Origin of the sequence: Arthrobacter sp. RT-1, from assembly GCF_003367205.1 — a bacterium.
GTDB lineage: Bacteria > Actinomycetota > Actinomycetes > Actinomycetales > Micrococcaceae > Arthrobacter.
In genome coordinates this window covers 133,802-146,157 of sequence record NZ_QRGQ01000001.1, presented here as the reverse complement: position 1 = coordinate 146,157, position 12,356 = coordinate 133,802, and the positions used below count along the sequence as shown (strand labels likewise).

The 12,356-nt window shown below is 66.1% G+C and carries 12 protein-coding genes; 4 read left to right on the top strand and 8 right to left on the bottom strand.

The annotated features are described in order from the left end of the window. Positions 1-41: 41 nt before the first annotated feature. Positions 42-2,684, bottom strand: a complete 2,643-nt coding sequence (gene polA / locus DXK94_RS00655; protein ID WP_258868393.1) for a DNA polymerase I — start codon at positions 2,682-2,684, stop codon at positions 42-44. A 220-nt stretch (positions 2,685-2,904) separates the two neighbouring features. Here polA and DXK94_RS00650 point away from each other — a divergent pair, with 220 nt between their 5' ends. Further along, positions 2,905-3,381 carry a hotdog fold thioesterase gene (locus tag DXK94_RS00650; RefSeq protein ID WP_181884702.1) on the top strand — a complete coding sequence of 159 codons (477 nt, stop codon included), beginning with the start codon at positions 2,905-2,907 and terminating at the stop codon, positions 3,379-3,381. Positions 3,382-3,454: 73 nt separating this feature from the next. On the opposite strand, the gene DXK94_RS00645 is transcribed toward DXK94_RS00650, so the two are convergent. From DXK94_RS00645 to DXK94_RS00625, 5 genes are all read right to left on the bottom strand, one after another. Further along, complete coding sequence (locus DXK94_RS00645; RefSeq protein WP_115523390.1) at positions 3,455-4,015, bottom strand: dihydrofolate reductase family protein; 561 nt, start codon at positions 4,013-4,015, stop codon at positions 3,455-3,457. A 47-nt stretch (positions 4,016-4,062) separates the two neighbouring features. After that, on the bottom strand, positions 4,063-4,284 hold the full coding sequence (locus DXK94_RS00640; protein WP_079596015.1) for a hypothetical protein: 222 nt from the start codon (positions 4,282-4,284) through the stop codon (positions 4,063-4,065). Beyond that, positions 4,281-5,576, bottom strand: a complete 1,296-nt coding sequence (locus DXK94_RS00635; RefSeq protein ID WP_115523389.1) for an inorganic phosphate transporter — start codon at positions 5,574-5,576, stop codon at positions 4,281-4,283. Before DXK94_RS00635 ends, DXK94_RS00640 begins: the two co-directional genes overlap by 4 nt. Positions 5,577-5,731: 155 nt before the next feature. Continuing rightward, positions 5,732-6,238, bottom strand: a complete 507-nt coding sequence (locus DXK94_RS00630) for an HAD domain-containing protein (protein WP_115523388.1) — start codon at positions 6,236-6,238, stop codon at positions 5,732-5,734. Positions 6,239-6,256: 18 nt separating this feature from the next. Then, on the bottom strand, positions 6,257-6,943 hold the full coding sequence (locus tag DXK94_RS00625; RefSeq protein WP_115523387.1) for a hypothetical protein: 687 nt from the start codon (positions 6,941-6,943) through the stop codon (positions 6,257-6,259). Positions 6,944-7,048: 105 nt separating this feature from the next. Between DXK94_RS00625 and DXK94_RS00620 the strand changes: the two genes are divergently transcribed. Together DXK94_RS00620 and DXK94_RS00615 are read left to right on the top strand one after the other, a co-directional pair. Next, complete coding sequence (locus DXK94_RS00620; protein ID WP_115523506.1) at positions 7,049-8,662, top strand: LuxR family transcriptional regulator; 1,614 nt, start codon at positions 7,049-7,051, stop codon at positions 8,660-8,662. Positions 8,663-8,956: 294 nt separating this feature from the next. Then, a complete protein-coding gene (locus DXK94_RS00615) occupies positions 8,957-10,045 on the top strand; it encodes a class I SAM-dependent methyltransferase (RefSeq protein WP_115523386.1) in 1,089 nt (362 codons plus the stop codon). 31 nt (positions 10,046-10,076) lie between these two features. On the opposite strand, the gene DXK94_RS00610 is transcribed toward DXK94_RS00615, so the two are convergent. Beyond that, positions 10,077-10,511 carry a VOC family protein gene (locus DXK94_RS00610; protein ID WP_115523385.1) on the bottom strand — a complete coding sequence of 145 codons (435 nt, stop codon included), beginning with the start codon at positions 10,509-10,511 and terminating at the stop codon, positions 10,077-10,079. A 121-nt stretch (positions 10,512-10,632) separates the two neighbouring features. Here DXK94_RS00610 and DXK94_RS00605 point away from each other — a divergent pair, with 121 nt between their 5' ends. Further along, complete coding sequence (locus DXK94_RS00605; RefSeq protein ID WP_115523384.1) at positions 10,633-11,253, top strand: L-threonylcarbamoyladenylate synthase; 621 nt, start codon at positions 10,633-10,635, stop codon at positions 11,251-11,253. A 25-nt stretch (positions 11,254-11,278) separates the two neighbouring features. Here the strand turns inward: DXK94_RS00605 and ligD are convergent, their stop codons facing one another. Then, complete coding sequence (ligD, locus tag DXK94_RS00600; protein ID WP_115523505.1) at positions 11,279-12,301, bottom strand: non-homologous end-joining DNA ligase; 1,023 nt, start codon at positions 12,299-12,301, stop codon at positions 11,279-11,281. Positions 12,302-12,356 lie beyond the last annotated feature (55 nt).

Genomic DNA, 12,356 nt, shown 5'->3' with positions numbered 1-12,356 from the left:
CCTGGCCAGCATAAACACGCCGGTCACATGGACCGCACGGGTTAGTGGCCGGCGTCGTACCAGCTGGGTCCGACGCCGATCTGGACCTCCAGGGGTACGCTGAGGTCCGCTGCGGCGCCCATCTGCTCGGTGACGAGCTTCTCCACGGCCGCGCGCTCCCCCGCGGCCACTTCGAGGACCAGTTCGTCGTGGACCTGCAGCAGCATCCGGGACTTCAGGCCCTGGGCCTGCAGTCCGGCGTGGACTCCCAGCATGGCGCGCTTGATGATGTCCGCGGCCGAGCCCTGGATGGGGCTGTTGAGGGCGATGCGTTCAGCGTTTTCCCGCAGTTGCCGGTCGGTGCTGGTGAGGTCCGGAAGGTAGCGGCGGCGCCCTTCGATCGTGGCGGTGTACCCGTCCACGCGGGCCTGGTCAACCACGCCGCGGAGGTAGTCGCGGACGGCGCCGAACCGGTCGAAGTAGTCCTTCATGAGGGTGCGGGCCTCGTCGACCGAGATCTCCAGCTGCTTGGACAGGCCGAAGGAGGTCAGCCCGTACGCGAGCCCGTAGGACATGGCCTTAACCTTTGAGCGCATGGCGCTGGTGACTTCGCTGGTGGGCACGTGGAAGATGTTCGAGCCCACGAACCGGTGCAGGTCCTCGCCGTCGCGGTATGCCTGGATCAGGCCCTCGTCGCCGGACAGGTGCGCCATGATCCGCATTTCGATCTGCGAGTAGTCGGCGGACAGCAGGCATTCGTAGCCCTCGCTCACCACGAAGATTCCGCGGACCCGGCGGCCTTCCTCACTGCGGATGGGGATGTTCTGCAGGTTGGGGTTGTTCGAGGAGATCCGGCCGGTGGCCGCTACGTTCTGGGCGTAGGTGGTGTGGATGCGGCCGTCTTCCGCCACGGACTTCTTCAGCGACTCGAGCATCTGCCGCAGCTTGGATGCCTCACGGTGCGCCATGAGCTGGACCAGGAATTCGTGCCCGGTTTTCTCCAGGAGGTTCTTCAGCGAGGCGGCGTCTGTGGTGTAGCCGGATTTGATCTTCTTGGTCTTGGGCAGCTGGAGCTCATCGAACAGGACGGTCTGCAGCTGCTTGGGCGATCCCAGGTTCACTTCGTGGCCGATGGCCGCGAACGCCTGCTCCTGCGCGTGGTCGATGACCCTGGCAAGATCGGCGAGCTGCTCATCCATGCGGTCCATGTCGATGGCGATGCCGGCAAGTTCCATGTCGGCCAGCACCCGGCTGACCGGCAGTTCGAGGGTGGACAGCAGCTCCTCCGCCTTGCGCTCATTGAGCTCGGTTTCGAAGTATCGGCTGAGGGACTGCACGACGGCGGCTGCCTGGACCAGTGCGTCGGCGGCGGCGGTATCGTCCCCGTCAAATGACAGTTCCAGCTGTCCGGCCTTGGCGGTGGCGGCAGGAATGCCGACATTGAGATGGTGCTGGGCGAGTTCGTCGAGTTCGTAGGAGCGGCGGTCGGGCTGGATGAGGTACCCGGAAATCGAGGTGTCATCCACCACGCCCTCCAGCTCCAGCCCGCGTGCCGTCAGTGCCTTCAGGGCGGCCTTGAAGCCGTGCATCACCTTGGGCGCTTCGGGGTCCCGCAGCCAGCCGGCCAGCACGTTCTCGGTCTCCGCATCCTGGCCGGACAGGTCGACGTAAACAGCGGCATCGTCCCGGACGATGGCCAGCGCTGCGGCGTCCTCGCCGATCCGTCCGGGAATGAGGTCCACCGCCAGGGCCGAGCGCTGCCCGGCCCCCGCGGCCAGGAATGCTTCCAGTTCGGCGGCGCTGGCAGGTGTGGTGTATTCGGGGGCGTCGATGCTCTCCCGCTCAGCCGCCGGTGTTTCCTGGTCACTGTAGAGGGCGAAGAGCCGGCTGCGGATGGTCTTGAACTCGAGCTGGTCGAACAGATCCTCCAGCGCTGCCTGGTCCGGGCGCGGCTGGTACAGGTCATCAAGCGTGACGGGAAGCTCCAGGTCCGTGTGGAGCTGATTGAGCATCCGGTTCCGCTTCACGTTTTCGACGTTCTCCCGCAGGGCGTCGCCCACCTTCCCGCCGATGGAGTCCAGGTGCTCAAGGACACCTTCGAGTCCGCCGTAAAGGTTGATCCACTTGGCCGCGGTCTTCGGGCCGACGCCGGGCACACCGGGAAGGTTGTCCGCGGTCTCCCCCACCAGCGCGGCAAGGTCCGAGTACCGGGACGGGCTGACGAAGTACTTGGCTTCGATGGCAGCGGCGTCCATCCGCGGGATGTCGCTCACGCCCTTCTTGGGATAGAGCACGAAGACGTTGTCCGTAATGAGCTGGAACGCGTCCCGGTCACCCGAAACCAGCAGCACCTCAAATCCTGCCTTCTCACCCATTGCGGCAAGGGTGGCAAGGATGTCATCCGCCTCGTAGCCCGGCAGCTTGATGGTCTTGATGCCCCAGGCCTCCATGACCTGCGCGATCAGGTCGATCTGGCCGCTCATCTCCCGGGGCGTCTCATTCCGGCCGCCCTTGTACTCGCTGTACTGGGACTTGCGGTGCGTGGTCTCGTCCGAAACGTCGAAGGCCACGGCGATGTGGGTGGGCTGCTGTTCCTTGATCAGGTTGATCAGCATGGACGTAAAGCCGTGGATGGCGTTCGTGTGCTGCCCGTTCATCGTGGAGAACTTGTCCGCGGGCAGGGCGAAGAAGGCACGGAAAGCCATGGAGTGGCCGTCCAGCACCAGAAGCCGCGGCTGGCCCGTCATGGGCACCACGGGGGCTGCGGTAGCTGAAACGGATTCACCGGCGGAGGCAGGAACTTTCTCCTTGACGGCGGTGCCGCCCTGGGCGCTTCCGCCTTCCAGGGCGGGGTCCTGCGGAAGAACTTGGGACGGAAAAGGGGCCGGTTTGGTTGTTTCACTCACAGGTGCCAGCCTAGTTGGCATGATGGACAATTTCACGCCCGGACCATTCGCTGACGAGCTGACGGCCGCGGGCGTCCCGGATCACCTGCACGGCTGGCTGGGCCGGTTTGGGATCGGGGCCCTGGTGGTGAAAATGGGGATCCATTTCCTCGAGATGAGCCCGGAACGGACCGTCGCCACCATGCCTGTAGAGGGAAACACGCAGGTGGCAGGAATCCTGCACGGCGGCGCGCATGTTGTGCTCGCCGAAACGCTGGGCTCGTTTTCGGCGGGCATGCATGCCGGGCAGGGCCGCCACGCGGTAGGCATCGAGGTCAGCGCCACCCATCACCGGTCCATCTCCAAAGGGGTTGTCACCGGGACGTGCACGGCCATCCACCTGGGCCGGACACTGGCCACGCACGAGATCGTGATGACGGATGAGCACGGCAGGCGGCTTTCCACGGCAAGGATCACCAACATGATCCGGGACAACGCCGAGCCGCCCCAGGGATAGCGCCCTGAACCGATTGCGACGCCGGCCCCGCTCACGCCTGGGGGTTCGACGTGCTCAACCTCCAGGAATCGAGTCAGGCGCTGTTGTCCGCGGGCCCCTTCAGCAGGTACCGCGACTCCACAATGCCCCTCCCCAGGGCGCGTGAGGCAGTCAGCTCAAGGGGCGGCGTTGGGCCTGACAATGGCAGCAGCCGCTTGCCCTCGCCCAAGACCACAGGGATGACCGAAAGGATGATCTCGTCCAGCAGGCCAGCGTCGGCGAATTGGGCGGCGAGGTTGCCGCCGCCCACCAGCCAGATGTTCTTATCGCCCGCGTCATGCCGGAAGTCCTCAACGAATTCAGTGACGTCGCCCCGGACAAAGGTGATGTCAGCGCCGGCAGGGGCGGTGTACTCATGCCGCGTGAACACGTAGCTGGGCGTACCTGAGTAGGCCCACTTGTCCGGTTCGTGTTCCATCAGCCAGGCGTACGTCTCACCGCCCATCACAATGCAGCCCACGCCGGCCATGAACGACTCATAACTTTCGTTGCCGCCATCGAAGCCGTCAAACTGCAGGAGCCAGCCGAGGTCGTCCGTGGGTGTGGCGATGAAGCCGTCCAGGGAAGCAGCTACGAAGTATTGGATCCGTGACATGGAGCCAGCCTAGCCAACCGTCGCGGCAGCGCCCAGAGGGGCCCGGACTATCCCGAGAAGTACGGGATGATCAGGTAGAGCCCGAAGAGGACCGCCAGGCTGCACAGCCCGAAGCACACGTACGCAAAGGACTTCTTGATCCCGGGGGACGTCTGCTGGGCATCGGCGGCGATGGCAGTCAGCCGGACCCCCAGCGAGTACAGGACCACCACGGTGACCGCGGCAATCAGGGTGGCACCGGCAACGGTCAGGAGTTCCAACCACTTCATCGCTGAGTCTCCTTGGAGGTGTTGGCGCCGGCCTCGGCGTTGGCATCAGTGTCAGCATCGGCAACGACATGGGTATCCGTCTTTGTCTTTGCCTTGGCCTTGGCATTCGCGCGGGCACGTGCCATGGCCTTCTTCTTGGCGAACCGGACAGCCTGCCCGGCTTCCTCGACCTCGATGGCGTTGTGGTGGCCCACCGCGGACTTACGTGAGTAGAAGAACATAAAGAGTACGGCTGCGGTGCCGGCCACCGCGGCGATCAGCACACCTACCACACCCGTCTTGACCAGCAGGGCGGTCAGTGCGCCCACGATGCCTGCCGCGGGAAGCGTGAAGAGCCAGCCGAGGGCGATTTTGCCCACCATGCTCCAGCGGACGCTGGTTCCCTTGCGGCCCATTCCCGAACCGATCACCGAACCGGAGGCCACCTGCGTGGTGGACAGGGCGAAGCCCAGGTGGGAGGAAGCCAGGATCGCCGAAGCCGTGCTGGTTTCGGCGGCAAAGCCCTGGGCCGGCTTGACCTCGGTAAGCCCGGCGCCCATGGTGCGGATGATGCGCCAGCCGCCGGCATACGTGCCGATGGCGATAGCGAAGGCGCAGGCAGCAATGACCCAGAACTGCGGACCGGAACCGGGATCCTGGGTACCTGCGGCAATCAGGACCAACGTGATGATGCCCATGGTCTTTTGTGCGTCGTTGGTGCCGTGGGCCAGCGCCACAAGGCTTGACGTGAAGATCTGGCCGGTGCGGAATCCACCGCGCTTCTGGGTGAGCTTGCTGCCGGTTTCCGGATCATGCCGCGAGGTCAGGGCGTAGGCAAGGCGGGTACAGACGTACGCGACAATGCCCGCGATGAGCGGGGCGAAGATCGCCGGGAGGATGACCTTCTGCATGAGGCCTTCGAGGTTGATCGAGTTGAAGCCGATACCCGCGATGGCAGCACCGATCAGGCCGCCGAACAGGGCGTGGGAGGAACTCGACGGCAGGCCCTTGAGCCAGGTGATCATGTTCCACAGGATGGCGCCCATGAGGCCGGCGAAAATGATCTCCGGCGTGATTTGGATGTCGCCCGAGCCTTCACGGATGATGCCGCCGGAAACCGTCTTGGCCACCTCGGTGGACAGGAACGCGCCCACCAGGTTGAGGATGGCAGCGAGGGTCACCGCGGTCTTCGGTTTGATGGCACCTGTTGCGATGGGCGTGGCCATGGCATTCGCGGTGTCGTGGAAACCGTTCGTGAAGTCGAAAAATAGTGCCAGTGCGATGACCAGCGCCACCATGAAGGTGATATCCACCTGTTGCCCAATCTGCAGAGTCGACGTTCAGCAGTTTCTGTCCCCCGGTTGCTGTGCTGCACAGCATAATTCACCAGCTGTTCGCTTGGAATGACCTGTGGCGTTAACACAACCGGCGTGAAACCCTATCGATCGTACGCGTCCATGGCATCAGGTCAAAACAACGGCCGGCTGAGGAAAGAGCGGACAGGTGCAAGTTCATCAGGTGCTATTCCCCGCCGCGGATTCGGGGAGACCGCCAGCATCCTCCATCCCAGGAGCCGGGCCCAGGACTGCGCCTCCGCTTCGAAGGCCAGCTGGTCATCGATCCACACGGCAGCCTCCGGACCCGTGGTTTCCACATCCTCCTGGATGGCGCGAAGCTTCCACCAGCTGTTCCCGCTGCCTTCGCCCGTCGCCGTCAGGTATGGCCAGGCCCCGCCTTCCACGCCGATGGCGGGGCACAGGTACTGCGGCGCGAGGTCCTCCCAGCTGGTGAGCCAGACGCACCGCACGCCGTCCGTCCGCGCCAGGGCATTGAGTCCTGCCACGAGTTCCATTGCATAGGCAACGGGAAGGAGACCGGCGTCGGCACGGTGCCAGGCGGAACCCCACGGTGTAGTTCCTTCCGGGCCAAACGGACAGATGACGCCGTCGACGTCGATGTAGAGCGTGCGTGCCACGCTGCCCCTTCCAGCCGCTCAGGCGGGCCCGGACTCCGACGGCTGCCGTCCAGCATCCAGTCCCGGCGCCACCCGTTCCTCCAAGGCGGCGATGGTCACGTCCGGCAGGACGATCAGTCCGTCCAGCTCCCGGCGGGCCCGCTTGTAGGCTGCCTGGCGTTCGGCCGGCGTGGCAGCATGGTTCTCCGCGATCATCAGCAGCTTCCGGGCGGTGGCCAGCCGCTCACGCTCGGGACCGGAGAATTTGCTGTCCCGGATCCGCCGGGCCTCCCGTTCGGCAACATCGAGCGCCACGGCAAAGCTGTTGACGGCCTGGCGGTACGCCTCGAGCCGTGCGGGAGACGTGATGTCAGCGGCCGAGGCCGGCCGCTGGCCGTCCGCCTCGCGTTTTGCACGGAGGAAGGCAACCGTGAGGGGTTCCCTGACGTCCGTCATGAGCGGAAAGTCGATGAGTTTTCCGACGTCGAGTTCGTAGTCCAGCCAGCGGCGGTTGGTGGCGTCATGGGCGGCCATCAGGGCTTCCACTTCAGCCGCCGACGCCTTCTCGGCCTCACGGGCCTGGTTCTTCAGTGTGTACAGTTCCACCTTCCGTTGGTGGCGGCGCTCACTGGCTTTGCGCCAGCTGTTGGCATATTGGCCGGCAAACGCGCTGAGCGGAAAGACCAGCCACCATTTGTCGGAGAGGAACTCAAGAAGTGACTCCACCCGTCCATCCTCGCAGTCGCCGGCTGCGGCCTCAAGGAGTTCGGCATCCTGCTGTTCCGTCCGGGCGTGCGGCAGTACGCTAAAGACGTCATCCGGGAGACGGGCATGCCAGAACTGGACCAGCTGCTGACGTCCGGGCGCGAAGCATTCGCCCGGCGGGACTGGCCCGCGGCCGCCAACAACCTTGCGGCAGCAGCCCGCCAGGCGCCGCTTTCCACCCGGGACCTGGAAGCCCTGGCAAGCTCGGCCTGGTGGCTGGGCAACGTGCCCGGGGCGCTGGCCGGGGCTGAAGAACTCTACCGGCGGCTCAACGACGCCGGCGACCGCCCCGGTGCTGCCATGACGGCCATCAACCTCTCCCTGCGCTGGGGCACCCGCGGGGACCTGGCGCTCGCATCCGGGTGGCTGAACCGGGCCCGGCGGAACCTCGACGGCCTCGAGGACATTCCCGCCTACGGCTACCTCCTGTACGTGGAAGCGTCCATGTCCCTGGACTTCGACGGCGACGCGGCACCCGTGGCCGGGGCGTCCGCCGCCCTGGTGGAACTGTGGCGGACCCACCGGGACCCGGCACTGCTCTGCTTCGCCCGGATATTGTCCGGCCTGGCCCTGGTGCGCGGCGGACAGACGGCGACGGGCTTCAGCGACATCGACGAAGCCATGCTTCCCGTCCTTGCCGGCGAAGTGCCGGCCGAGTGGAGCGGCGACATCTACTGCACGGTGACCCACCTCTGCCATGCGCTGGGCGACTTCGCCCGAATGCGCGCATGGACGCAGGCGCTGGAGCATTGGACGTCGGGCCTGTCCCGGACCTTCGTCTACGCGCGGGTGACGCGCGTCCACGAACTCCAGCTGCTCAGTACCGAGGGCGCGTGGGAGGACGTTGTCCGGGAAATCGGGCCACTGAGCGAAGAACTGGCCGCCGCCCACGGCTGGATGGCCGGTGCCGGCTTCTATGAACTGGGTGACATCCTCCGCCTCCGCGGTGACAGCTCCGGTGCTGCCCGGGCATTTTCCCGGGTCCGCGGGACGGGGCTGGACCCGCAGCCGGGTGAGGCGCTGCTGCTCCATGCCGCCGGCCACCACGGCCAGGCGCTGGAGCAGCTCAGCCGTTCCCTCGGCGAAGGCAATCCCCTTGACCGCGCCCGGCTCCTCCTTCCCGCGACCGAAATCGCACTCGCCTGCCGGCAGCCGGACCTCGCTGCAGCCTACTGCGGCGAGCTGGAACAGATCGCGGAGCGGTTCGCATCGCCGGGCTTCCTCGCCTGGGCCAGCCATGCCCGGGCGCACCTGCTGCTGTCCTCCGGCATGCCGGCAGAAGCAGCGGCAGCACTGGAATCCGCGGCCCGCATCTACCGCAGCCAGCGTGCCCGCTACAGCATCGCCCAAGTACACGAACTGCTCGCTGCCTGCAGGACATCCATGCACCAACAGGCCGCCGCGGAGGCAGACATGTCTACTGCCCTGGCCATCTACCGGCAGCTTGGCGCACTGCCGGACGTCCGGCGGCTCGAGCCAGGGCTGCCGGGCGGGCTCACCGCGCGGGAGGCGGAGGTGCTCGCCCTTGTCAGCCGCGGAGCCAGCAACCGGGATGTGGCAGGCGCCCTGGTCCTCAGCGAAAAGACGGTGGGGCGCCATCTGGCCAACATCTTCCAAAAGATCGGCGTGACATCGCGGACGGGCGCAGCCGGCTGGGCCCGGGAACACCGCCTGCTGTAGGGCCGTACGCTTCGGTGCCCCTTGCCGGAACGCGCGACGGCGTCCGGCGCCCGTGTGGATGCCGCACCTTGGCACGCGGCCGCCTCCCGCCGTCGTACCTTCCCGGGGCCTGGCCCGAAGCAGTGCCTTCCAGCGGCCTCCTTTTGCCAGGCTGCAGCATCTGCCCCATCCCCGCGCGGAAAGATGCACATTCCACCCGACGCGGACGTCCGCTCCCCCGCCATAGCCTCGGAGTATCCGAACACCCAAAGGTCCGGGCAACGGGCCCGGGGACACACAAGGAAAGGGCGGATCATGACCACGTACCAGGCGGAGCCAGCCACGGAATCAGCCGAAGCAGCAGCGGAGGCTGCCGCGGAACGGCTCGTGGGCATCCTCAATGACGGTTCCGTGGCCGTGCTCGCGAGCATCGGCCACCAGACGGGACTGTTCGAAACGCTGGCCGGCCTGCCTCCCGCCAGCAGCGTCCAGATCGCCGACGCGGCGGGGCTGAATGAGCGCTACGTCCGCGAGTGGCTCGGCGGAATGGTGACTGCACGCTTCATCGATTACGAGCCCGGCGCGAAGACATACTTCCTGCGGCGGGACATCGTCCCCTCCGTCAGCGGACCGGGAGTGGCCAACCTTGCGCGGACGCTCACGTACGTGACGTTAATGGGCGAGGTGGCCGGCAAGGTGGTGGAAAAATTCCGTACGGGCGGCGGCCTGGACTACTCCGACTACCCGGGCTTCGTCCAGATCCAGGCGGCAGACAGCGCCTCGGTCCATGATGCCTCGCTGGTGGACACCATCCTTCCGCTGTCCGGCAGGATTGACGACCTGCGCTCCGGCATCCGGGTGGCCGATATCGGCTGCGGTGCGGGCCACGCGGTGAACCTGATGGCGCAGGCCTTTCCCGCCAGCAGCTTCGTGGGCTACGACTTTTTCGCGGAAGCCCTTAACGCCGGGCGGGCCGAGGCGCAGCGGCTGGGCCTGCCCAACGTCCGGTTCGAGCTGCGCGACGCCGCCGTCCTGGACCTCCGGGAAGAACTGGACCTGGTCACCGTTTTCGACGCCGTCCACGACCAGGCCCACCCGGCGGCCGTGCTCCGCAACATCCGGGAAGCACTGAAGCCGGGCGGGACCTTCCTGATGGTGGACATGAAGGCCTCCAGCAACCTCGAGGACAACATCGACCTGCCCTGGGCTGCCTTCCTCTACGCCATCTCCACCACCCACTGCATGTCCGTTTCACTGTCCCAGGGCGGCGACGGGCTGGGGACCGTGTGCGGCGTCCAGCAGGCCGAACGGCTGGTCAGGGACGCCGGATTCCAGGACGTCCGGGCGGTGGACCTGGACGAAGACCCGTTCAACGCCTACTTCGTGGCGTCAAAACAGGGCTAAGCCCGTCATCAATCGGGCGCGTCCGGCAGGATCAGGGCGCGCCCGTGGTGCCCTGCGCAGCGTTGACGTTGACCAGCCAGGCAACGCCGTAGCGGTCCGTGCACATTCCGAAGATGTCACCCCAGGGGGACTTTTCCAACGGAACCGTGACCGACCCGCCGTCGCCGCTCAGCTTGTCGTAATAACCGCGGAGTTCCGATTCGTCCTCGCCGCTGAGGGAGATGGAGATGGCTGAACCCTGGCTGTACTCCATGCCGTTGGGGGTGTCGGCCCCCATCAGGACCAGGCCCTGCGGGGTGGTCAGCATGCCGTGCATGATCTTGTCCGCTTCCGCGGGATCCTCGCTGGCCTGGTACTCCCCGAAGGTGCTGACCCGCAGCTCCCCGCCGAAAACTGACTGATAGAAGTTCATCGCCTCGCGGGCGTTGTCCCGGAAGCTGAGGTACGGATTGAGGACAGTTGGCATGGCTTGTGCTCCTTGCTGTGGGGACTGACATGGACCAGACAACATCCTGCCCCAAAGAAGGGCGCGCTGGTAGGGGGTTTTGACGTGCGGGCTGGCGCCTTCGGAACGTAGGCTCGGGGGCATGGCCAGATACTTCGACGTTCATCCCCAGGACCCCCAGCCCCGGGCAATTGCCCAGGCGGTCCGCATCCTGCTCGACGGCGGGCTGATCGCCTACCCCACGGACTCCTGCTATGCACTGGGCGCGCAGCTGGGGAACAAGGATGCCCTGGGCCGGATCAGGAGCATCCGCCGGCTGGATGACAAGCACCACTTCACCCTGGTGTGCCGGGACTTCGCCCAGCTGGGCCAGTTCGTGAACATCGGCAATGAGGTATTCCGCAGCATCAAGTCGGTCACGCCCGGAAGTTACACGTTCATTCTTCCGGCCACCCGGGAAGTCCCCAAGCGCCTGCTGCATCCCAAGAAAAAGACCGTCGGCGTCAGGATCCCGGACAACCGGGTGGTGTCGGCACTGCTGGCCGAGCTCGGCGAACCCCTGTTGTCCAGCACCCTGCTGCTGCCCGACGAGGAAGACCCGCTGACCCAGGGGTGGGACATCAAGGAACGGCTGGACCACCAGGTGGACGCCGTGATCGATGCCGGCGACTGCGGCGCGGAGCCCACCACGGTGGTGGACTTTTCCAGCGGCGTGGCCGAGGTGGTCCGGCAGGGCGCCGGCGACCCCTCCCGCTTCGAATAGGTTCCGGCCGGGCCCCGGCGTCCGGTCAGTCCTGCTTCTTTGCCCGGCTGGGCTGGACCCGCGGCGGTTCCCCCGGCATTTTGGGGTAGTCCGGCGGAAACGGCAGCTCACCCAGGCCGGCTTTGCTGTCCCGCTCCCACCACTCGAGCAGGGTGTCAATGCTGCCCGGATTCTTGTGGAAGTCCGCCCAGGGGTCCCCGGTGGTCAGGAGCCTTTCGGGGACGGTCAGGATGGTGAAGTTCTTGGGATCGGCGTTCTCCAGCTCATCCCACGTGATGGGGCAGGACACCGGGGCGTGCGGCAAAGCCCGGGGACTGTAGGCGCCGGCGATGGTGCGGTCCCGGTTGGCCTGGTTGAAGTCGAGGAAAATCCGCTGGCCACGCTCTTCTTTCCACCAGGCGGTGGTCACCTTCTCCGGCATCCGCCGCTCCACCTCCCGGGCGGCGGCAATCACGGCGTGCCGGACATCCAGGAATTCCCGGGTGGGCTCGATGGGCGCGTAGACGTGGAGGCCGCGGTTTCCCGAGGTCTTGATGAAGCACTCGAGTCCGGCCTCGGCCAGGACCTCCTTCAGCACCAGGGCCGCGGGAACCGCATCATCAAAATCCGTCCCGGGCTGCGGGTCCAGGTCGATCCGCAGCTGGTCCGGATTATCCGGGTTTCCGGCCCGGGACGGCCAGGGATGGAACACCACGGTGTTCATCTGCGCAGCCCACACGGCGGCTGCCGGTTCATCCAGGACGAGCATGGGATGCGAACGGGCGCTCGGGAAGACCACTTTCACTGAGCGCATGAAATCAGGGGTCCCCTTGGGCGGGTTCTTTGAGAAAAACTGCTCGCCGTCCACGTTGTCCGAGTACCTCTGCAGCGCCACGGGCCGGTCACCGTTCGCGGCAATGAACGCCTCGCCCACATCGCAAAGGTACTTGGCCAGGTCCAGCTTGGTGAGGCCGAGGTCCGGCCACAGGACCCTGCTGGGGCTGGAAATGCGCATTTCGCGCTCGCCGTGGGGGCCCGGAACCGTGATTTTTGTCTGTTCGCTCGCCATGGGGACAACGTACACCCCGCCGTCCGGATGCCGGCACATTTCCGGACGTCCCTGC

Excerpts from the sequence above, each read along its gene's own strand:
- polA (WP_258868393.1), bottom strand. The coding sequence starts at position 2,684 with ATGGCTTTCCGTGCCTTCTTCGCCCTGCCCGCGGACAAGTTCTCCACG.
- DXK94_RS00650 (WP_181884702.1), top strand. The coding sequence starts at position 2,905 with ATGATGGACAATTTCACGCCCGGACCATTCGCTGACGAGCTGACGGCC.
- DXK94_RS00645 (WP_115523390.1), bottom strand. The coding sequence starts at position 4,015 with ATGTCACGGATCCAATACTTCGTAGCTGCTTCCCTGGACGGCTTCATC.
- DXK94_RS00640 (WP_079596015.1), bottom strand. The coding sequence starts at position 4,284 with ATGAAGTGGTTGGAACTCCTGACCGTTGCCGGTGCCACCCTGATTGCC.
- DXK94_RS00620 (WP_115523506.1), top strand. The coding sequence starts at position 7,049 with ATGCCAGAACTGGACCAGCTGCTGACGTCCGGGCGCGAAGCATTCGCC.
- DXK94_RS00615 (WP_115523386.1), top strand. The coding sequence starts at position 8,957 with ATGACCACGTACCAGGCGGAGCCAGCCACGGAATCAGCCGAAGCAGCA.
- DXK94_RS00610 (WP_115523385.1), bottom strand. The coding sequence starts at position 10,511 with ATGCCAACTGTCCTCAATCCGTACCTCAGCTTCCGGGACAACGCCCGC.
- DXK94_RS00605 (WP_115523384.1), top strand. The coding sequence starts at position 10,633 with ATGGCCAGATACTTCGACGTTCATCCCCAGGACCCCCAGCCCCGGGCA.
- ligD (WP_115523505.1), bottom strand. The coding sequence starts at position 12,301 with ATGGCGAGCGAACAGACAAAAATCACGGTTCCGGGCCCCCACGGCGAG.